At 68.5% G+C, this 18312-nt stretch carries 21 protein-coding genes; 12 read left to right on the top strand and 9 right to left on the bottom strand.

Features of this window, described 5'->3' with window-relative positions; translation table 11 throughout:
- The first annotated feature begins 53 nt into the window (after positions 1-53).
- Genes ACAM42_RS12870 through ACAM42_RS12835 form a run of 8 tightly spaced genes read left to right on the top strand, consistent with a single transcriptional unit; the run spans position 54 to position 6872 of the window.
- A complete protein-coding gene (locus tag ACAM42_RS12870; RefSeq protein ID WP_062474658.1) occupies positions 54-1736 on the top strand; it encodes a CTP synthase in 1683 nt (560 codons plus the stop codon).
- Positions 1733-2590: a 3-deoxy-8-phosphooctulonate synthase gene (gene kdsA, locus ACAM42_RS12865; protein ID WP_369632227.1), complete on the top strand. Its 858-nt coding sequence runs from the start codon at positions 1733-1735 to the stop codon at positions 2588-2590. Before ACAM42_RS12870 ends, kdsA begins: the two co-directional genes overlap by 4 nt.
- Positions 2587-2877, top strand: a complete 291-nt coding sequence (locus tag ACAM42_RS12860) for a DUF1330 domain-containing protein (protein WP_062474654.1) — start codon at positions 2587-2589, stop codon at positions 2875-2877. The genes kdsA and ACAM42_RS12860 overlap by 4 nt, the downstream gene beginning before the upstream one ends.
- Before the next feature lie 52 nt (positions 2878-2929).
- A complete protein-coding gene (gene eno / locus ACAM42_RS12855) occupies positions 2930-4213 on the top strand; it encodes a phosphopyruvate hydratase (RefSeq protein WP_062474653.1) in 1284 nt (427 codons plus the stop codon).
- Positions 4214-4228: 15 nt separating this feature from the next.
- The gene (gene ftsB, locus ACAM42_RS12850; protein ID WP_070059525.1) at positions 4229-4507 is read left to right on the top strand and encodes a cell division protein FtsB; all 279 of its coding nucleotides are present in this window, start codon (positions 4229-4231) and stop codon (positions 4505-4507) included.
- A gap of 22 nt (positions 4508-4529) precedes the next feature.
- On the top strand, positions 4530-5162 hold the full coding sequence (pnuC, locus tag ACAM42_RS12845) for a nicotinamide riboside transporter PnuC (protein WP_139705619.1): 633 nt from the start codon (positions 4530-4532) through the stop codon (positions 5160-5162).
- Positions 5159-5836 carry an AAA family ATPase gene (locus ACAM42_RS12840; protein ID WP_369632226.1) on the top strand — a complete coding sequence of 226 codons (678 nt, stop codon included), beginning with the start codon at positions 5159-5161 and terminating at the stop codon, positions 5834-5836. The genes pnuC and ACAM42_RS12840 overlap by 4 nt, the downstream gene beginning before the upstream one ends.
- Positions 5837-5888: 52 nt before the next feature.
- Positions 5889-6872: a hypothetical protein gene (locus ACAM42_RS12835; RefSeq protein ID WP_369632225.1), complete on the top strand. Its 984-nt coding sequence runs from the start codon at positions 5889-5891 to the stop codon at positions 6870-6872.
- A 9-nt stretch (positions 6873-6881) separates the two neighbouring features.
- On the opposite strand, the gene ACAM42_RS12830 is transcribed toward ACAM42_RS12835, so the two are convergent.
- Positions 6882-7757: a helix-turn-helix domain-containing protein gene (locus ACAM42_RS12830; protein WP_369632224.1), complete on the bottom strand. Its 876-nt coding sequence runs from the start codon at positions 7755-7757 to the stop codon at positions 6882-6884.
- Positions 7758-7863: 106 nt separating this feature from the next.
- Here ACAM42_RS12830 and ACAM42_RS12825 point away from each other — a divergent pair, with 106 nt between their 5' ends.
- Together ACAM42_RS12825 and ACAM42_RS12820 are read left to right on the top strand one after the other, a co-directional pair.
- Positions 7864-8652 (top strand): SDR family oxidoreductase, encoded by a 789-nt coding sequence (locus tag ACAM42_RS12825; RefSeq protein ID WP_369632223.1) that lies wholly within the window; start codon positions 7864-7866, stop codon positions 8650-8652.
- A gap of 25 nt (positions 8653-8677) precedes the next feature.
- Entirely contained in the window at positions 8678-9553 is an 876-nt protein-coding gene (locus ACAM42_RS12820; protein WP_369632222.1) for an NAD(P)-dependent oxidoreductase, read from the top strand.
- A gap of 12 nt (positions 9554-9565) precedes the next feature.
- Here ACAM42_RS12820 and ACAM42_RS12815 read toward each other — a convergent pair whose 3' ends face one another.
- Together ACAM42_RS12815 and ACAM42_RS12810 are read right to left on the bottom strand one after the other, a co-directional pair.
- Positions 9566-10564: an Hsp33 family molecular chaperone HslO gene (locus ACAM42_RS12815; RefSeq protein WP_369632221.1), complete on the bottom strand. Its 999-nt coding sequence runs from the start codon at positions 10562-10564 to the stop codon at positions 9566-9568.
- A gap of 123 nt (positions 10565-10687) precedes the next feature.
- Positions 10688-11212, bottom strand: coding sequence for a gamma carbonic anhydrase family protein (locus ACAM42_RS12810; protein ID WP_159272463.1), 525 nt, complete (start codon positions 11210-11212; stop codon positions 10688-10690).
- Between the two features lie 39 nt (positions 11213-11251).
- Between ACAM42_RS12810 and ACAM42_RS12805 the strand changes: the two genes are divergently transcribed.
- Both ACAM42_RS12805 and ACAM42_RS12800 read left to right on the top strand, forming a co-directional pair.
- The gene (locus ACAM42_RS12805; RefSeq protein ID WP_369632220.1) at positions 11252-12064 is read left to right on the top strand and encodes a ferritin-like domain-containing protein; all 813 of its coding nucleotides are present in this window, start codon (positions 11252-11254) and stop codon (positions 12062-12064) included.
- Positions 12061-12741 carry a pentapeptide repeat-containing protein gene (locus ACAM42_RS12800; protein ID WP_369632219.1) on the top strand — a complete coding sequence of 227 codons (681 nt, stop codon included), beginning with the start codon at positions 12061-12063 and terminating at the stop codon, positions 12739-12741. Before ACAM42_RS12805 ends, ACAM42_RS12800 begins: the two co-directional genes overlap by 4 nt.
- Positions 12742-12753: 12 nt before the next feature.
- Here the strand turns inward: ACAM42_RS12800 and ACAM42_RS12795 are convergent, their stop codons facing one another.
- The 6 genes from ACAM42_RS12795 to psrA all read right to left on the bottom strand — a co-directional run bounded on the left by ACAM42_RS12795 (position 12754) and on the right by psrA (position 18281).
- Positions 12754-13206 carry a MaoC family dehydratase gene (locus ACAM42_RS12795; RefSeq protein WP_062474638.1) on the bottom strand — a complete coding sequence of 151 codons (453 nt, stop codon included), beginning with the start codon at positions 13204-13206 and terminating at the stop codon, positions 12754-12756.
- Positions 13207-13245: 39 nt separating this feature from the next.
- A complete protein-coding gene (locus ACAM42_RS12790; RefSeq protein WP_369632218.1) occupies positions 13246-14379 on the bottom strand; it encodes an acetyl-CoA C-acyltransferase in 1134 nt (377 codons plus the stop codon).
- Positions 14380-14472: 93 nt separating this feature from the next.
- Entirely contained in the window at positions 14473-15054 is a 582-nt protein-coding gene (locus ACAM42_RS12785) for a TetR/AcrR family transcriptional regulator (RefSeq protein ID WP_369632217.1), read from the bottom strand.
- Between the two features lie 45 nt (positions 15055-15099).
- Positions 15100-16092, bottom strand: a complete 993-nt coding sequence (locus ACAM42_RS12780) for a Bug family tripartite tricarboxylate transporter substrate binding protein (RefSeq protein WP_369632216.1) — start codon at positions 16090-16092, stop codon at positions 15100-15102.
- A gap of 44 nt (positions 16093-16136) precedes the next feature.
- Positions 16137-17105, bottom strand: a complete 969-nt coding sequence (locus tag ACAM42_RS12775) for a Bug family tripartite tricarboxylate transporter substrate binding protein (protein WP_369632215.1) — start codon at positions 17103-17105, stop codon at positions 16137-16139.
- Between the two features lie 72 nt (positions 17106-17177).
- Entirely contained in the window at positions 17178-18281 is a 1104-nt protein-coding gene (gene psrA / locus ACAM42_RS12770) for an iron-containing alcohol dehydrogenase PsrA (RefSeq protein ID WP_062482228.1), read from the bottom strand.
- Between the last annotated feature and the right edge of the window lie 31 nt (positions 18282-18312).

Genomic DNA, 18312 nt, shown 5'->3' with positions numbered 1-18312 from the left:
GACACCTATAATCGCAATTTCCCACTGCCCGGATTCACGCGTCCGGAACTGGCATGACCAAATTTGTCTTCGTCACCGGTGGTGTCGTATCTTCCCTTGGCAAGGGAATCGCCTCCGCCTCGCTCGCCGCGATCCTCGAATCGCGCGGCCTCCAAGTCACCCTCATCAAGCTCGATCCGTACATCAATGTCGACCCCGGCACGATGTCACCGTTCCAGCATGGCGAAGTGTTCGTCACCGATGACGGCGCCGAGACCGACCTCGACCTCGGCCACTACGAGCGCTTCATCAACACGCGGATGCGCAAGGCCAACAACTTCACGACCGGTCAGATCTACAAGACCGTGCTCGAGAAGGAACGCCGCGGCGACTACCTCGGCAAGACCGTCCAGGTCATTCCGCACATCACCAACGAGATCCAGGAATACATCAAGCGCGGCGCCGGCATCGGCACGGCGCATGAAGTGGACGTGGCCATCGTCGAAATCGGCGGCACCGTCGGCGACATCGAGTCGCTGCCCTTCCTGGAAGCCGTGCGCCAGATGAGCCTGCGCATGGGCCCGAACAACTCGGCCTTCGTGCACCTGAGCTATGTGCCCTGGATCGCCGCTGCCGGCGAGCTCAAGACCAAGCCCACGCAGCACACCGCCAAGGAATTGCGCGCCATCGGCATCCAGGCCGACGCCCTGCTGTGCCGCGCCGACCGCCCGATTCCCGACGACGAGCGCGCCAAGATCTCGCTGTTCTCGAACGTGCCCGAGTGGGGCGTGATCTCCATGTGGGACGTGGACACCATCTACAAGGTGCCCCGCATGCTGCACGAGCAGGGCCTCGATGGCCTGATCTGCGACAAGCTGCGCATCAACACCCCGCCGGCCAAGCTCACGCGCTGGGACGAACTGGTGTACGAGGTCGAGCATCCGCAACAGGAAGTGTCGATCGCCATGGTCGGCAAGTACGTCGACCTGTCGGACAGCTACAAGTCGCTCAACGAGGCGCTGCGCCACGCCGGCATGAAGAACCATGCGCGCGTGAAGATCGACTACATCGATTCCGAGACCATCACGGCACAAGACGTGTCGCGCCTGGCGAAATACGACGCCATCCTGGTGCCCGGCGGCTTCGGCCAGCGCGGCGTGGAAGGCAAGATCTCGGCTGCCCGCTTCGCCCGCGAATCGAAGGTGCCCTACCTGGGCATCTGCCTGGGCATGCAGGTCGCCACCATCGAGTACGCCCGCCACGTGGCCGGCCTCAAGAACGCCAACAGCACCGAGTTCGACCCGGAAACGCCCACCCCCGTGATCGCGCTGATCACCGAGTGGAAGGACCGCGACGGCACCGTGAAGACGCGCGACGAGAAGTCCGACCTCGGCGGCACCATGCGCCTGGGCGCGCAAAGCTCCGACGTCTCGCCGGGCACGCTGGCGCACAGCATCTACGGCGACGTGGTCACCGAGCGCCATCGCCACCGCTACGAAGCCAACGTCAACTACCTGGACGAGCTGCGCAACGCCGGCCTCGTGATCTCGGCGCTCACGCAGCGCGAGCACCTGACCGAGATCGTCGAGCTGCCGCAGAACGTGCACCCGTGGTTCATGGGCGTGCAGTTCCACCCTGAGTTCAAGTCAACGCCGTGGGGCGGCCATCCGTTGTTCAACGCCTTCATCAAGGCGGCGCTCGACCACAAGGACAAGGGCGCGGGCAGCACCAACAAGACGCTCAAGGCAGTGGCATGAAGCTTTGCGGATTCGACATCGGGCTGGACCAGCCTTTCTTCCTGATCGCCGGCCCGTGCGTGGTCGAATCCGAACAGTTGCAGATGGACACGGCCGGCACGCTGAAGGAAATCACGGCGTCGCTGGGCATCCCGTTCATCTTCAAGAGCAGCTTCGACAAGGCCAACCGCTCCTCGGGCACGAGCTTTCGCGGCCCGGGCCGCGACAAGGGCCTGGAGATCCTGGCCAAGGTGAAGCGCGAACTCGGCCTGCCCGTGCTGACCGACGTGCACACCCATGAAGACATCACCGAGGCCGCCAAGGTGGTCGACGTGCTGCAGACGCCTGCCTTCCTGTGCCGCCAGACCGACTTCATCCACGCCGCGGCGCAGTCGGGCAAGCCGGTGAACATCAAGAAGGGCCAGTTCCTCGCACCGCACGACATGAAGAACGTGATCGACAAGGCCCGCGCTGCCGCCAGGGAAGCCGGCCTGGACGAAGACAGCTTCATGGCCTGCGAGCGCGGCGCCAGCTTCGGCTACAACAACCTCGTCTCGGACATGCGCTCGCTCGCGATCATGCGCGAGACGAAGGCGCCCGTGGTGTTCGACGCCACCCACTCGGTGCAGCTGCCCGGCGGCCAGGGCACCAGCTCGGGCGGCCAGCGCGAAATGGTGCCGGTGCTCTCGCGCGCGGCCGTGGCCGTGGGCGTGGCCGGTCTCTTCATGGAGACCCACCCCGACCCGAACAAAGCCCTGAGCGACGGCCCCAACGCCGTGCCGCTCAAGCACATGAAGGCCCTGCTCGAAACGCTCGTCGCGCTCGACCGGGTCACCAAGAAAAACGCATTCCTCGAGGACAGTTTTCAAGCATGAGCAGCGGTTACGTCATTGCCCACGTCGAAGTCACCAACCCGACGCAGTACGAGGAATACAAGAAGTGGTCGAGCGTCGCGATGCAGGCGCACGGCGCCGAAGTCTGCGTGCGCGGCGGCCAGGTGCAGCCGCTCGAAGGCGACTGGAAGCCCACCCGCGTCGTCGTGCTCAAATTCCCCAGCTTCGAGAAGGCCAAGGCCTTCTACGAGACGCCCGAATACCTGAAGGCGCGTGAAGCGCGTGCCGGCGCCGCCATCATGAACATGATCGCGGTCGAAGGCCTTTGATTCCGTTTTTTGCCAGTCCACTCCACCAAGAGACCCAGAGAAAGAGATAGAGATGAGTGCAATCGTTGACATCGTCGGCCGCGAAATTCTCGACAGCCGAGGCAACCCCACCGTCGAGTGCGACGTGCTGCTCGAGTCGGGCACCATGGGCCGTGCGGCCGTGCCCTCGGGCGCTTCGACCGGTTCGCGCGAGGCCATCGAGCTGCGCGACGGCGACAAGAGCCGCTACCTCGGCAAGGGCGTGCTGAAGGCCGTCGAGAACATCAACACCGAGATCTCGGAAGCCGTGCTGGGCCTGGACGCCAGCGAACAGGCCTTCCTCGATCGCACGATGATCGACCTGGACGGCACCGACAACAAGGCTCGCCTGGGCGCCAACGCCACCCTCGCCGTGTCGATGGCCGTGGCCCGCGCCGCGGCCGAAGAGTCGGGCCTGCCCCTGTACCGCTACTTCGGCGGCATGGGCGGCATGCAGCTGCCGGTGCCGATGATGAACGTCATCAACGGCGGCGCGCACGCCAACAACAGCCTGGACCTGCAAGAGTTCATGATCATCCCCGTGGGCGCCAAGAGCTTCCGCGAGGCCGTGCGCTACGGCGCCGAAGTGTTCCACGCCCTGAAGAAGATCCTGGGCGACCGCGGCATCAGCACGGCCGTGGGCGACGAAGGCGGCTTCGCCCCCAGCGTCGAGAGCCACGAAGCAGCCATCCAGCTGATCCTGGAAGCCATCGACAAGGCCGGCTACACCGCCGGCGAACAGATCGCCCTGGGCCTGGATTGCGCGGCCAGCGAGTTCTACAAGGACGGCAAGTACGTGCTGTCGGGCGAAAACCTGTCGCTCACGGCCGAAAGCTGGACCGACATGCTCGCGACCTGGGTCGACAAGTACCCGATCATCAGCATCGAAGACGGCATGCACGAAGGCGACTGGGACGGCTGGAAGCACCTGACCGAACGCCTGGGCAAGCGCGTGCAGCTGGTGGGCGACGACCTGTTCGTCACCAACACCAAGATCCTGCAGGAAGGCATCGACAAGGGCATCGCCAACTCGATCCTGATCAAGATCAACCAGATCGGCACGCTGACCGAAACCTTCGCCGCCATCGAGATGGCCAAGCGCGCAGGCTACACGGCCGTCATTTCGCACCGTTCGGGCGAAACCGAAGACAGCACCATCGCCGACATCGCCGTGGGTACCAACGCCGGCCAGATCAAGACCGGCTCGCTGTCGCGTTCGGACCGCATCGCCAAGTACAACCAGCTGCTGCGCATCGAAGAAGACCTCGGCGACATCGCCGTCTACCCGGGCCGCGGCGCGTTCTACAACCTCAAGTAGCGCCTCGCAGCCTGCATGCGCGCGCGCTTCGTCCCTCCTCTCATCCTGGTGCTGCTGCTGGTCATCCTGCAGTGGCAGCTGTGGAACGGGCGCGGCAGCGTGCGCGAGGTCGCCCAGCTGAGGACCCAGCTGGCCGACCAGAAGGACGCCAACGCCAAGGCCGCCCTCAACAACGAGCGGCTCGCGTCCGAAGTCAATGACCTGAAAGACGGCCTCGAGATGGTCGAGGAACGCGCGCGCGCGGAACTCGGCATGGTCAAACCGAACGAAGTCTTCGTGCAGATCGCGCACTGATCCTTTCCTTCGCTGCTTCTCGATGCCAGAGCTTCTCTCGGCCTCCGCCTTTGCGCTGTGGGGTTCTCCCGTCACTTGGCTCGAACTCGTCGCCGCCGTGCTCGCGCTCGCGATGGTCGGCTGCAACATGCGCGAGATCCACTGGGGCTGGCCGCTGGCCATCGTCAGCTCGCTGCTCTACGTGGTGGTGTTCGCCAACGCGCGCATCTACGGCGACGCCTCCCTTCAAGTCTTCTTTGCCTTCGTCGCCCTGTGGGGCTGGGCGCAATGGCTGCGCGGCTTTCGCGCCGACGGCAGCGCCTTGCGGGTCAGCCGGCTGTCGCCGCGCGGGACCGCGTACGCCCTCCTGGCCTGCGCCATTGCGTGGCCCGTGGTCGCCCTCTTCCTGCGCCGCTTTACCAACACCGACGTGCCCTGGTGGGACGGCTTCGTCACCGGCCTGAGCCTGGTCGGGCAGTTCCTGCTCGGACGCAAGTTCATCGAGAACTGGCTCATCTGGCTGGCCGTGAACGTGGTCAGCGTGGGCCTGTTCATCCACAAGGGCCTGTGGCTCACGACGGCGCTGTACGCGGTGTTCGCCGTGCTCAGCGTGGCCGGCTTCCTGGCATGGCAACGACGCCTGCCAAAGGCCACCACGAAGGCGGTGCCCGCATGACACCGAACCTGTCGACCGGCTGCGTCATCGCGCTCGTGGGTGCCGAGAGCACCGGCAAGACCGAACTCTCGCGCGCCATCGCGCAGCGCCTGCAAGACCGCGGCACGCCTGTCACGCTGGTGGGCGAATACCTGCGCGAATGGTGCAAACGCGAGGGCCGCACGCCCCGCCCCGACGAGCAGCAGGCCATCGCTGACGAACAGATGCGCCGCATCGACGCCGCTGCGGCCACGGGCGTGGTGGTGGCCGACACCACGGCACTCATGACAGCGGTCTACAGCGAGCAGCTGTTCGCCGACACCTCGCTGTACGACAGCGCGCTGGCCGCGCAGCGGCGCTACGCCATCACGCTGCTCACCGCGCTCGACCTGCCCTGGGTGGCCGACGACATGCGCGACGGCCCGCATGCGCGCCAGCCGACCGACACGCTGGTGCGCGCCGCGCTCTCGCGCGCGGGGCTCTCGTATGCCGTGGTGCACGGCAGCGGCGGCGAACGGCTGGCGAACGCATGGAATGCGATCAACACCATCGCCGGCAACGAGGGCCGTGCCCGCACGCGCACCCGCCGCGATGCCAAGCCCGCCTCGTGGACATGGCCTTGCGAGAAGTGTTCCGACCCGGAATGCGAACATAAGCTCCTCAGCGACCTGATGGCGCGCCGCGACCCGCCCTGAGCCTTCCGGCTCCTGCGCGTTCGCGCGCCCTCTCCCCTTCACCGGAGACCCGATGCCCATTTCGACCGCTGCGCGCCTTGCCTTGCGCGCTCCCGCCGCCGCTTTCCTCGCCCTGCTGCTGACCGCCAGCGCGGCTTCTGCAGCCCCCGTTGCCGCCACCGTCGAGAACGCCACCACCCCCACGGCCTGCGCCGAGGAAGACAACGTGTCGATGGTGCTACGCGGCGACGGCATCCGCCGCCTGCGCATCGAAGCGCTGCAGCCGAGCTACCTCGGCACCATCGGCAACGACGTCACCGCGCCCGACTTCTCGGGCTGCAACTTCGACGGCGGCGCCCACCCCACCGACCCGGCGCACCGTTTCAAGAAGCGCACCGTCGTGCTGCTCGACAACGCGCAGTGGCGCATCGTCGGCATGACGCTGCCGACCTTCTGGCGTCCGGCGCGCGTGCCGGTGCAGGTCGGCGCGCGCCACGACCGCGGCTTTCACCTGCTGCAGGTGTTCAAGAAGGAGAACGGCAAGGCGCTCGAGGCCATCGTGCTCTACCCGTCCGACGGCTACTGGCGCCTCAAGCCGCTGCCCGAGGCGCGCTTCGGCGACGGCGTGTACGGTTCGTCGTTCCTGCTCGGCCCGGTCGTGCAGGCCGGGCGGCCGGTGGTGGACATCGCGTCGATCCGCGTCGTACCCCAGCCGCTGGCCATCCACCTGCGCTTCGCCGACGGCGGCAAGGCCGTGGCGCGCGTGACCGAGATCAGCCGCACCCGCACCGCACTCGACGTGACGCTCTCCCAACCCACATCGAGTGCCAAGCAACCCTTCGCGGTGCTGCGCTCGATGTACGTGACGCCCGACAACGCCGACATGAGCGAGGTGCGCTGGCAGGCCTCGCCGCAGGCGGCGGAGCAGGCGCTGCCGCTGCCCGAGGTGAAGACGCTGAACGCCACGCAGGTGCGCTTCGGCCGCAGCCTGCCCTCCAAGCACAACACGAGCGCGCCCGACATCGCATTCGGCGGCTTCGACGACGAAGCGCGCTGACCACCAGCCTCAGGCCGCGCGCCGCACCTCGCCGGGCGTGAGGCCCAGCACGCGGCGCATGCAGCGCGCCATGTGGCTCTGGTGCGAGAAGCCGCTCTCGAGCGCCACGAGGCTGGCGGGCAGCTCGCTGTTCAGCAGCAGGCTGCGCGCGCGGTCGACGCGGCGATGCACCACGTAGGCATGCACCGCCTGGCCGGTGGAGCGCTTGAACTGCGTCTTCAGGTGCGAGGCGCTCAGGCCTGCGACCTCGGCCAGCGCGGCCAGCGACAGGTCGCCGTCCAGGTGCGCCTCGATGAACTCCGTGACGCGCTTCAGCTGCAACCGCGTCAGCCCCCGCGCGGGTGACGGCGCCACCTGCGGGCCGGCCGCGATCAGCTGCACCGCGAGCGCGGTGCCGAGGCTGTCGGTGTAGAGCCGGCCGTTGGGAAAGCCCGCGCGGCGCTCGGCGTCGAGCGCCCACGCGATGTGCTCGATCTGCGGGTTGCGGAACTGGTGGCGCTCGCCGAGCACCGCGCGCTCGGCCGGCAGGCCCATCTCGTCGGCCGTGCGCGCCAGCAGCGCGGGCGCCATGCGCACCACGACCGAGGTGCTCGGCGACTCTTCATGCCAGATGTCGGTGCTGCCGGCCGGCAGGATGTCGAGGTCGCCGCGCGTGTAGAGAAAGCGGTGGAACTGGCAGGCGCCCGCCACCGGCGCGCCCGCGTGCAGCTTGAGGCGGTGGTCGGGCAGCGCCTCGTAGCCGACCACGCCGCCGGAGGTCTGGCGCACGTCGACGCGCAGGCTGTCGGTGGCGGGCGGCGCGACGAAGCTGTCGGCCGACAGCGCCACCTCGGACGCCGCACCACCGTGCCCGTGCAGATCGGTGTCCAGATCGGTATCGCTCATCGAAACATTGTGGGCCGCGCGCGGCGTGCATGCCGTCGGCCGTTTGTGCTCCCCCACGGCTGAACGTGCGCGACCGAAAGCCGTGCGATCCGGATCATCGACGGCCATGAACACCACACCCCACACTCCTTACGCAGGCAAGAAAGCCGTCATCACCGGCGGCACCCTCGGCATGGGCCTGGCCACCGCGCAGGCGCTGCTCGACGGCGGCGCCGACGTGCTCGTGACCGGCCGCAACCCGCAGAACCTGGAGGCCGCGCGTCGCGTGCTCGGCCCGTACGGCGAGCGGGCCCACGTGCTGGCGTCCGACACGGCCTCGCTGACCGACATCGATGCACTGGCCGCCACGGTGCGCGAGCGCTTCGGCCGCATCGACCTGCTGCACATCAACGCGGGCATCTCGTCGCTCGAGCCCTTCGAGCAGGTGACCGAGGCCGGCTACGACCGCGCCTTCGCCGTCAACACCAAAGGCCCGTTCTTCACCGTGCAGCGCCTGGCGCCGCTGATGCCGGCGGGCAGCGCCATCGTCTTCACCTCGTCCATCGCGGACGAAGGCGGCATGCATGGCATGAGCGTCTACAGCGCCACCAAGGCCGCGCTGCGCTCGATGGCCTCGGGCTTCGCAGCCGAACTGGTGACGCGCGGCATCCGCGTGAACGTGGTGAGCCCCGGCTTCATCGACACGCCCACGCTCGGCGTGACCGACGCGAGCGCCGAAGAGCGCGCCGAGTTCATGCGCCTGGGCGACCAGATCACGCCGATGCGGCGCCACGGCAGCTCGGCCGAAGTCGCGCGCGCGGTGCTGTTCTTCGCCTTCGAGGCGACCTTCACGACCGGCGCGCGCCTCACCGTCGATGGCGGGCTGGGCCAGGGCCTGACGCCGGCGGCCGCCTGATCCGATCTCTCACCAAGGACCTCACATGACCGACGTTTCCCTCATCGGCCTCGGCCCCATGGGCATCGCCCTCGCGCGCGCCCTTCAATCGTCGAAGTTCACGCTGACGGTGTGGAACCGCACCGCCGAGCGCGCAAAGCCTCTGTTGAATCAGGGCACGGTGCTCGCACCGACGGCCCTGGCCGCCGTGCAGGCCAGCCCCGTGGTGCTGGTCTGCGTGGCCGACTACCCGGCGTCGCGCGCCATCCTCGCCTCGCCCGGCATTCACGACGCGCTGCGCGGCAAGGTGCTGGTGCAGCTGAGCACCGGCACATCGCAGGACGCGCGCGACGACTGGGCCGCGCTGAGCGGCGTGGCCTACCTCGACGGCGCCCTGCTCGCCACGCCGGGGCAGATCGGCCGGCCCGACACGCCGCTCTTCATCTCCGGCGAGGCACGCGCCCTCGCCGCCTGCCGGCCGCTCCTCGACGCCATCGCCGGCAACATCCAGCACATGGGCGAGCCGATCGGCAACGCGGCGGCCTGGGACCTGGCCACGCTGTCGTGCATGTTCGGTGCGATGAGCGGGTTCTTTCACGGCGTGCGCATCTGCGAAGCCGAAGGGCTGCCGGTTGACGGGTTCTCGCAGATGATCGGCGCGATCTCGCCGGTGCTCGGCGAAATGATCCAGGCCGAGGGCGAAGCCATCTACGCCAGCCAGTACGGCGAGCCCGAGAGCTCGATGGCCACCTGCGCGGGATCGGGCCGGCTGTTCGTGAAGCAGGCGCGCGAGGCGCAGCTCGATGCGGGCTTTCCGGATTTCCTGATGGGTCAGTTCGAGCGCGCGATGCGCGCGGGCCTGGGCAACGAGCGCCTGGCCGCGATGGTCAAGGTGCTGCGGCAGCCGCCGCAGCCCGCTTGAACCGCGTCGCGCCTACTGGACGACCGGGCTGCCCGGCAGCTGGTCGCCCAGCGGCTTGAACAGCTGCGCGGTGTCGACAGCGTCGAAGCGGTACTGCTTGCCGCAGAAGTCGCAGCCGACCTCGATGTCACCGCGCTCGGCGAGGATTTCCTCGGCCTCTTCCACGCCGAGCCCGCGGATCATCTGCGCCACGCGCTCGCGGCCGCAGGTGCACGCGAAGTGCGGGCCCAGCAGGCCGGCCTGCGGTTCGAAGCGCAGCAGCTTCTCTTCCCAGAACAGGCGGCGCAGGATGGTCTCGACGTCGAGCGTGAGCAGCTCGTCGCGCGTGAGGCTCGACGCCAGGATCGAGATGCGGTTGTATTCCTCGTTGCGTCCGATCTGGTCCTGGTGCGCCTCGTCGTGCGTCTGCTGCGAGGTGCCTTCAAGGTTGCCTTCGCCCTTGATGGGCAGGCGCTGGATCAGCAGGCCGGCCGCCACCTTGTCGTCGGCGGCGAGCACCAGCGTGGTGTCGAGCTGTTCGCTTTGCAGCATGTAGTGCTGCAGCACGTCGCTGAGCTTGCCCAGCTTCTGGCCATCGTCGCCGAACAGCGGCACGACGCCCTGGTACGGCGTGGTGCCCGGGAGCTTGTCTTTCGGGTCGAGCGTGATCGCGCAGCGGCCCTTGTTGTTCACGTTGACCATGTCGGGCAGGTGCGCGTCGGCCGGCAGGTCGCCCATCACCTTGGCGGTGGCGCGCAGGCTCAGGTCGGGCTTGGCCTCGGCCACGGCCACCTTCACGGGGCCGTCGCCGAAGATCTGCAGGATCAGCGCGCCGTTGAACTTGATGTTGGCCTGCATCAGCGTGGCCGCGGCCGTCATCTCGCCCAGCAGCTCGGCCACGGGCGGCGGGTAGGCGCCGGTGGCGGTGTTGGAGGCGCGCCGCGCAAGGATCTCCTGCCACGCATCCGTCAGGCGCACGATCATGCCGCGCACCGGCAGGCCATCGAACAGGAATTTGTGCAGCTCGCTCAAAACATCGTCTTTCTCTCAATCAGGCTGTCTTCACGTGGAATACCGCGGAACCGGCTTTGCCGGGCCGCAGGTATTGCCCCCTGCAAGGGGTAGGAGGCCACACGAAGTGGGCAAGCCTGGGGGTTAGCCAATTTTCTTCAGGCCCTTCGCGAAGCGATGGGCGTTTTCTACATAGTGCTCCGCACTCTGGCGCAGCTTGGCAGCGGCCGCATCGTCGAGCGTGCGCACCACTTTGGCGGGCGAGCCGATGATGAGGGAGTTGTCGGGAAACTCCTTGCCCTCGGTCACGACGCTGCCGGCGCCAACGATCGAATTGCGGCCGATCTTGGCGTTATTCAAGACCACCGCCTGGATGCCGATCAGCGAGTTGTCGCCGATGGTGCAGCCGTGCAGCATCACCTGGTGCCCCACCGTTACGTTGTCGCCGATGGTCAGCGGGCAGCCGATGTCGGCGTGCAGCACCGACAGGTCCTGGATGTTGCTGTTGCGCCCGATGGTCAGCACCTCGGTGTCGCCGCGCAGCACGGCGCCGAACCAGACGCTCGCGTTCTCGGCCAGTTCGACATTGCCCATGACCTGGGCGCTGTCCGCGACCCATGCGCCTTCGCCAAGGCGCGGTGCAATGCCATCCAATTCGTAAATCGCCATCGTGGTTGTCTCCGGAGGGGCAAAACTAGAATTGTAGGGATGCACCCCCGATTGAGCGCGCTGGCCGCGCTGCGCCTGACAGACCCCGACGACAAGGTGGCCGCCACGCGCGCCACGGCTGCACAGGCAGCTACCATTTCCATAGCGCTCGAGCCCCTGCGCACGCCCGGCGACGACGACGGTGTGCCCGGCCGCCCCGAGCGCCCGCTGCGCGTGGCCGCCACCGCCGTGCAAAAGCGCTCGCCCTTCACGCCCGAAGGCCGCGCCGCGCTGATCCATTCGATCTGCCACATCGAGTTCAACGCGATCAACCTCGCGCTGGACGCCGTGTGGCGCTACGACGGCATGCCCGAGGCCTACTACCGCGACTGGCTGCGCGTGGCCGACGAGGAGGCGCAGCACTTCACGCTGCTGCACACGCACCTGCAGGGAATGGGCTGGCGCTACGGCGACTTTCCGGGCCACGATGGCCTGTGGAACATGTGCGAGAAGACGAAGGACGACGTGCTCGCACGCATGGCGCTGGTGCCGCGCACGCTCGAAGCGCGCGGGCTCGACGCCACGCCGCTGATCCAGTCCAAGCTCAAGCGCGTGAACACGCCCGATGCGCTGCGTGCCGTGGAAATCCTCGACATCATCCTGCGCGATGAAGTGGGCCACGTGGCCATCGGCAACCACTGGTACCGCTGGCTGTGCGAGCGCGCAGGGCTCGACGCCGAAGCCAACTACCCGGCCTTGGTCGCGCACTACGACGCGCCGCGCCACAAGCCACCTTTCAACCTCGAAGCACGCGGCCGGGCGGGCTTCAGCCCCGCAGAGCTGCGCGCGCTGACCGACTCCCGCCCCGAATGACTGAAGTGATTTCCGACCAGACCTGGTCACGCGCCGACCTGCAAGCCTGCCTGCAGGGTCGCGACACGCCGCCGCATTTCGAACGCTGCCATTTCGACGAGGCCGACCTGTCGCGCCTCGATCTGCGCGGCGCGCAGTTCATGCTGTGCAGCTTCGCCGAGACCTCGTTCGACCGCGCGCAACTGGCGGACACGCGCTGGGTCGGCTGCCGCGCGCGCCAGGCCGACTTCGGCCTGGCCGACCTCACGAACGCGCGCTTCCAGGACTGCGACCTGAACAACACGCAATGGGCGCGCGCCAAGCTGCCCTCGGCGCTCTTCACGGGCGTGAAGCTCACGGGCGCGCACTTCGGTGAGGTGTCGGCGCTGGGCGTCGTGTTCAAGGATTCGCTGCTGGTCGACGCGCACCTGCGCGGCCTGTCGTTCCGCAAGCAGACGCTCGCGCAGCTCGACCTGTCGGAGGCCGACCTCTCGGGCTGCGATTTCCGCGAGGCCATCTTCGAAGGCGGCAGCCTGCGCAACGCGCACCTGAAGCTCGCGCGCTTCGAAGGCGCCGACCTGCGCGACGTGGACCTGGGCGGCCTGCGGCTGGCCAACGCCGCGCCGTTCAAGGGCGCGACCATCTCCCACCGGCAGGCCGCCGCGCTGGTCGAGGAACTGGGCCTGCGGGTCGTCTGAGCCGCCGAAGGGTCAGGACGTCGCGGTGCGGCTGTGCACCACCAGCTTGGGCGTGAAGTACTGCAGCACCTCGCCGCGCTGGTTGCGCGTCTGGCAGCGCATCGAGACCATCGCGCGACCGGGCTTGGAGCGCGAGGGCGTGATGTCGACCACTTCGCTCACCACATGCAGCACGTCGCCGGGCCGCGTCGGCTTGGGCCACTGCAGCTCGCCGCCCGAGCCGATGATGCCGTCGGCCAGCGGGATGCCGCTGTCGACCAGCAGCTTCATGGTGAGCGCCGCCGTGTGCCAGCCGCTCGCGGCCAGCCCGCCGAAGAAGGTGTTCTTGGCGGCCTCTTCGTCGGTGTGGAAGGGCTGCGGGTCGAACTGCTGCGCGAAGGCCTTGATCTGCGCCGCGTCGAGCAGGTGTTCGCCACTCTGGAAACGGTCGCCGACCTTCAGGTCTTCGAGATACAGCTTGTCCATGGAAGTCTCCTTGTTGCGTTGCCCGTCATTCTCGGACGATCAGACGCGCTCGAGGATGGTGGCGATGCCCTGCCCGCCGCCGATGCATTGCGTGGCCAGCGCGTAGCGGCCGTTCTCGCGCGCCAGCAGCGCAGCCGCCTTGCCCGTGATGCGCGCGCCGGTGGCGCCCAGCGGATGGCCGATGGCCAGGCCGCCGCCGTCGAGGTTGACGGTGGCCGGGTCGAGCCCGAGGTCGCGGATGCAGGCCAGCGCCTGCGACGAGAAGGCCTCGTTGATCTCGACCACGTCGAGGTCGGCCACGCCCAGGCCCGCACGTGCGAGCGCCTTGCGCGTGGCGGGAATCGGGCCGATGCCCATGACGGCCGGGTCGACGCCCACGGTCGCGAACGAGCGGATGCGCGCCAGCGGCTTCAGGCCGTGCTTCGCAGCGAAGGCGTCGCTGGTGACCAGCACGACAGCCGCACCATCGGTCAGCGGCGACGAGGTGCCCGCCGTGACCACGCCATCGGGGCGGAACGCGGGCTTGAGGTTGGCCAGCGCCTCGGCCGAGGTCGAGGGGCGGATGCAGCCGTCGGCATCGACCACCTCGCCGGAGGCCAGGCGCACCGGCACGATCTCGCCGGCCAGCCGGCCCTGCGCGCGCGCTTCGGTCGCCTTGCGGTGCGATTCGACGGCCAGCGCCTCCTGGTCGGCGCGGCTCACGTTCCAGCGCTGCGCGACGTTCTCGGCCGTCTCGCCCATTGAGATGTAGGCATCGGTGCTGGCCAGCAGCTCGGGGCTGGGCGAGAAGTTGAAGCCGCCCTGCGGCACCATCGTCATCGACTCCACGCCCACGCACAGGAAAGCGTCGCCCATGCCCGCCTCGATCTGCGCGGCGGCGATGTGCACGGCCTGCATCGAGGAGCCGCAGAAGCGGTTCACCGTCATGCCGCCCACTTCGTGCGGCAGCCCGGCCAGCAACCCGACGATGCGCGCGAGGTTGTTGCCCTGCGACGCCTCGGGGTAGGCGCAGCCCAGGATGATGTCTTCGAGCAGCGCCGGGTCGAGGTCGGTGCGCTGCAGCAGGCCCTGCACCACGCCGGCGGCGAGCGTGTCGGGGCGCACTTCGGCCAGCGCGCCCTTCTTGGCGAAGTGAAACGGGGAACGGGCGTAGGCGGAAATCACGGCTTTCATGGGAACACTCCTTGGGGAAAACTACCTTCCAATCGGTAGGCTTCGGGGTTCAAAAAAAGGCACGCCCGGCGTGCCCGTGGTGAAACGGATCGGTCAGTCCAGCAGCAGTGCGCGCCGCAGTTGGGCGATGGCGTCGTCGAAGTCTTCGACGCGGCCCGTCATGCGGGACGCGAGCAGCGCGCCCTGGCACGACGAGAACACGAAGGCCGCGAGCGAAGCCACGGGGTTGTCTTTCTGCGCCTGCGCCGGCACCAGCGCGCCGAGCACGCCGGTGAGCCACATCACCTGCGTGTTGCGCAGCGCCTGCACGGCTTGGCGCAGGTCTTCGTTGATGCAGTCCCAGCCCGGCGCCAGCGCGCCCGCGGGGCACAGGCCCGAGCCCGCCTTCAGCGTGTTGCGGTACATGCGGAAATAGGATTCGAGCGCGTCCTTGGGCTCTCGCGCGCGCGCCGCCACCCAGTCCTTGAAGCCCTGCGTGGCGCCCTGGATCACCGCGATGCCCAGCGCTTCCTTGGTGGGAAAGTGGTGGTACAGGCTCGCCTTGCGCACGCCCACCGCGTTGGCCACGTCCTGGAAGCTGAAGCCCAGGTAGGAACGGGTTTCGATGAGCCCACGCGCCACCGCGAGGATCTGATCGCGGGTGCCGCCGGGAGCCAGGGTGGAAGCGTCGTGCATCTACCTACTATAAGGTAGGGAAACGCCACCCTGCAAGCGCCGGGGTCAATCGGCCTTGGTGCCCGCGGCCTTCACGATGCGGCCGTTGCTCTCGAACTCGCTGGCGATTTCCTTGGCGAAGGCGGCCGGCGTGCCCGGGGCGGGCACGTTGTCGGTGGCCGTGAGCTTGGCGCGCAGCTCGGGGCTGGCGAGCGCCTTGTTGATCTCGGCGTTGTACTTCGCAACCAGCGCCGCCGGCGTGCCCGCGGGCGCGAACACGCCGAACAGCGAATGGATGTTGGCCGCGCTGTAGCCCAGCTCGGCCAGCGTGGGCACCTGCGGCAGGCTCTCGAGCCGCGCGGGCGCGCCGGCCGCCAGCGGGCGCAGCTTGCCCGACTGGATGTGCGCCGACAGCGTCGGGCTGGCGTTGGTCGACAGGATTTCGAACTGCCCGCTCAGCGCATCGTTGAGCTGCTGGCCGCCGCCCTTGTACGGCACGTGCGTGATGTCCACGCCGGCCGTCGCGCGCACCTGCTCGAGCACGATGTGGCCGAGCGAGGCCGGCCCCGACGTGGCCCAGCGCACCGCGCCGGGCTGCACCTTGGCCTCGGCGATCAGCGCACGAAAGTCCTTCGCCTTGCTGGCGGGCGTGGCCACCAGCAGCACGGGCGAATACATCACGCTGGCCACCGGCACGATGTCCTTCAGCGGGTCGAACGGCAGCTTGCCCAGGTGCGGGCTCAGCACCAGCGGGCTGATGGCCGAGAAGCCCAGCGTCGCGCCGTCGGGCGCGGCCTTGGCCACCGCGTCCATGCCGATGGCGCCGCTCGCGCCCGCGCGGTTGTCGACGATCACCGTGGTGCCCAGCTGCACGGCGAGCCGGTCGCCGAGCGCGCGCGCGACCACGTCGCTCACGCCGCCCGCCGGGTAGGCCACGATGAGCCGCACCGTGCGCGGCACGGCCTGCGCATGCGCGCCGCTGGCCGCGCACAGCGCCGCGGCGGCGAGCAGCCGGGTCGTGGTGCGGCGCGAAGGCTTGGAGGCGGCGAGGAAGTTCATGGTGTCGATGAAAGGCATGCGTCGAAGAGAAGAAGAAGGATCGGTCAGTCCAGCTGCAGCTTGCGCTCGCGGATCAGCTTGGACCACTTCTCATTGTCCGCCTTGACGAAAGCCGCAAAGGCCGCCGGGCCGAGCGGATGCACCTCGGCGCCGGCCGTCGCGAACTTGGCCTTGATCTCGGGTGTCGCCAAGGCCTTGGCGAGTTCACTCGACAAACGATCGACCACCTCCTTGGGCATGTTGGCGGGACCGACCAGGCCCTGGAAGCCGACCGCCTCCATGCCTGCGAGGCCCAGCTCCTTCACCGTCGGCACGTCGGGCAGTTGCGGATCGCGCACCGGCCCCGTCACGGCCAGCGCCTTGAGCTTGCCGCCCTTCACCTGCGGCAGCAGCACGCTGCCCGCGTCGATGAGGATTTGCGTCTGCCCGCCGAGCAGGTCCTGCACGGCCGGCGCACTGCCCTTGTACGGCACGTGCGTCATGTCCAGGCCCGTCACCTGGTTCATGAGCTCGCCATTCAGGTGCGTCGAGGTGCCGTTGCCGCCCGAGGCGAAGTTGACCTTGCCGGGCTGGCCCTTGGCCCACGCCACGAACTCCTTGAGGTTCTTCGCCGGATGGTCAGGCCGCGTCACCGCGATGTAGCTGCCTTGGCTGATCTGGCCGATGTAGGTGAACTGCTTGATGGGGTCGTACGGCGGCTTGCTCTGCAGGTACGGCGCGATGGCGAAGGGGCCGGTGTTGGCCAGCAGCAGCGTGTAGCCGTCGGCCGGCTGGCGCGTGAGCTCGGTGGCCGCGATCATGCCGCTGGCACCCGGCTTGTAGTCGACCACCAGCTGCTGCTTGAGCGCTTCCTGCAGCGGCACCTGCACCGTGCGCGCCGCGAAGTCGATGCCACCGCCGGGCGGGTAGCCGACGATCAGGCGGATGGGCTTGGCGGTGGGAAAGCCCTGGGCGATGGCAAGGCCGGCGGTCGTGGCCAGTGCGAGGCCGGTGCAGAGTCTGCGAAGGTTCATGGATGTCTCTCGATGTCTCTTGAAGAAGAGCATCCATTTTGAAACATCGCCGGACCTCCGGCTCGCACCTGCTCAGGCTTCCTGCGCCTCCACGTCGTTGCCGATGAAGTTGCGCCCGCGCGCCCCGCCCTGCGCATGACGCAGCATCTCGCGCGCCTCGTCCTCGCCCACGCCGTAGTCGGCGAAGCGCGTCTTCACGCCCAGCGATTCGATGAAGGCCGCGAGCTGCGCCGGCGCGTCGGCCAGCGGCATGCGCAGCGCCTGCGCCAGCACCGCGTCGCGGTCGGGCCGGCGACCGATCGCGCGCGCCAGCACCATCGGCAGCGGGAACGAACAGGCGATGCCGTGCGGCAGGCCGTAGCGCAGCGTCATCTCGTACGAGATGGAATGCGCGAGCGCGGTCTTGGTGTTGGAAAACGCCATGCCTGCCTTCAGTGCTGCGAGCGCCATGCGCCCGCGCAGGTCGACGTCATCGAGCCGGGCCATGAGCTGCGGCAGCACCTCCAGCGTGTCCTGCACGGCCGCCACGGCGAAGGTGTCGGACAGCGGATTGGCGTTGACGTTCCAGATCGCTTCGAGCGCGTGCGACAGCGCATCGAGCCCGCTCTGCAGCGTGACGGCCGCCGGCAGCGACAGCATCAGCTCGGGGTCGATGACCGCATAGGTCGGCCAGGTCTGCGGCAAATGCAGCGAGTACTTCTTCTGGCGCTCGCGGTCCCAGATGGTGGCCCAGGGCGTGACCTCGCTGCCCGTGCCGGCCGTGGTGGGCACGGCGATGAGCGTCTTGTGGCGCGTGGCCACGAAGGGCCGCTCGCCCGCGAGGCCCGCCACCAGGTCCGCGAAGCGCCCGTGGTCGTCGGCCACCATCAGCGCCTTCGCGGTGTCGATGGCGCTGCCGCCGCCGACCGCGACGATCACCTCCACGTCGGCATGCGTGCGCCAGAACCATTCGTAGGTCTCGGCCAGTTCCGCCACGTCGGGGTTGGGCCGCGTCTGGTCGAGCGTGCAGGCCAGCGCGTCGCCGAGCACCGACGCCAGCCGATCGAGCAGGCCCAGCGCGCGCGCCTCGGGAAAGGTCACCAGCGCGGCGCGCCGGCCTTCGAGCAGCTTCGGCAGGGACAGCAGGGCCCCTGCCCCGTACACGCTGTGCACGGGGTTGTGGTAGTTGGCGCTCATGGGGAGTGGCTTCAGGAGGCGGCGAACGCCG

It is taken from the genome of Variovorax sp. V35 (genome assembly GCF_041154465.1).
Taxonomy (GTDB): domain Bacteria; phylum Pseudomonadota; class Gammaproteobacteria; order Burkholderiales; family Burkholderiaceae_C; genus Variovorax; species Variovorax boronicumulans.
Note: the sequence above shows the minus strand (reverse complement) of the source record. Positions and strands in the feature narration are given on the sequence as shown.

Excerpts from the sequence above, each read along its gene's own strand:
- pnuC (WP_139705619.1), top strand. The coding sequence starts at position 4,530 with ATGCCAGAGCTTCTCTCGGCCTCCGCCTTTGCGCTGTGGGGTTCTCCC.
- eno (WP_062474653.1), top strand. The coding sequence starts at position 2,930 with ATGAGTGCAATCGTTGACATCGTCGGCCGCGAAATTCTCGACAGCCGA.
- ACAM42_RS12810 (WP_159272463.1), bottom strand. The coding sequence starts at position 11,212 with ATGGCGATTTACGAATTGGATGGCATTGCACCGCGCCTTGGCGAAGGC.
- ACAM42_RS12840 (WP_369632226.1), top strand. The coding sequence starts at position 5,159 with ATGACACCGAACCTGTCGACCGGCTGCGTCATCGCGCTCGTGGGTGCC.
- ACAM42_RS12835 (WP_369632225.1), top strand. The coding sequence starts at position 5,889 with ATGCCCATTTCGACCGCTGCGCGCCTTGCCTTGCGCGCTCCCGCCGCC.
- ACAM42_RS12795 (WP_062474638.1), bottom strand. The coding sequence starts at position 13,206 with ATGGACAAGCTGTATCTCGAAGACCTGAAGGTCGGCGACCGTTTCCAG.
- ACAM42_RS12860 (WP_062474654.1), top strand. The coding sequence starts at position 2,587 with ATGAGCAGCGGTTACGTCATTGCCCACGTCGAAGTCACCAACCCGACG.
- ACAM42_RS12805 (WP_369632220.1), top strand. The coding sequence starts at position 11,252 with ATGCACCCCCGATTGAGCGCGCTGGCCGCGCTGCGCCTGACAGACCCC.
- ACAM42_RS12775 (WP_369632215.1), bottom strand. The coding sequence starts at position 17,105 with ATGAACCTTCGCAGACTCTGCACCGGCCTCGCACTGGCCACGACCGCC.
- ACAM42_RS12800 (WP_369632219.1), top strand. The coding sequence starts at position 12,061 with ATGACTGAAGTGATTTCCGACCAGACCTGGTCACGCGCCGACCTGCAA.
- ACAM42_RS12785 (WP_369632217.1), bottom strand. The coding sequence starts at position 15,054 with ATGCACGACGCTTCCACCCTGGCTCCCGGCGGCACCCGCGATCAGATC.
- psrA (WP_062482228.1), bottom strand. The coding sequence starts at position 18,281 with ATGAGCGCCAACTACCACAACCCCGTGCACAGCGTGTACGGGGCAGGG.
- kdsA (WP_369632227.1), top strand. The coding sequence starts at position 1,733 with ATGAAGCTTTGCGGATTCGACATCGGGCTGGACCAGCCTTTCTTCCTG.
- ACAM42_RS12820 (WP_369632222.1), top strand. The coding sequence starts at position 8,678 with ATGACCGACGTTTCCCTCATCGGCCTCGGCCCCATGGGCATCGCCCTC.
- ACAM42_RS12780 (WP_369632216.1), bottom strand. The coding sequence starts at position 16,092 with ATGAACTTCCTCGCCGCCTCCAAGCCTTCGCGCCGCACCACGACCCGG.
- ftsB (WP_070059525.1), top strand. The coding sequence starts at position 4,229 with ATGCGCGCGCGCTTCGTCCCTCCTCTCATCCTGGTGCTGCTGCTGGTC.
- ACAM42_RS12825 (WP_369632223.1), top strand. The coding sequence starts at position 7,864 with ATGAACACCACACCCCACACTCCTTACGCAGGCAAGAAAGCCGTCATC.
- ACAM42_RS12790 (WP_369632218.1), bottom strand. The coding sequence starts at position 14,379 with ATGAAAGCCGTGATTTCCGCCTACGCCCGTTCCCCGTTTCACTTCGCC.
- ACAM42_RS12870 (WP_062474658.1), top strand. The coding sequence starts at position 54 with ATGACCAAATTTGTCTTCGTCACCGGTGGTGTCGTATCTTCCCTTGGC.
- ACAM42_RS12830 (WP_369632224.1), bottom strand. The coding sequence starts at position 7,757 with ATGAGCGATACCGATCTGGACACCGATCTGCACGGGCACGGTGGTGCG.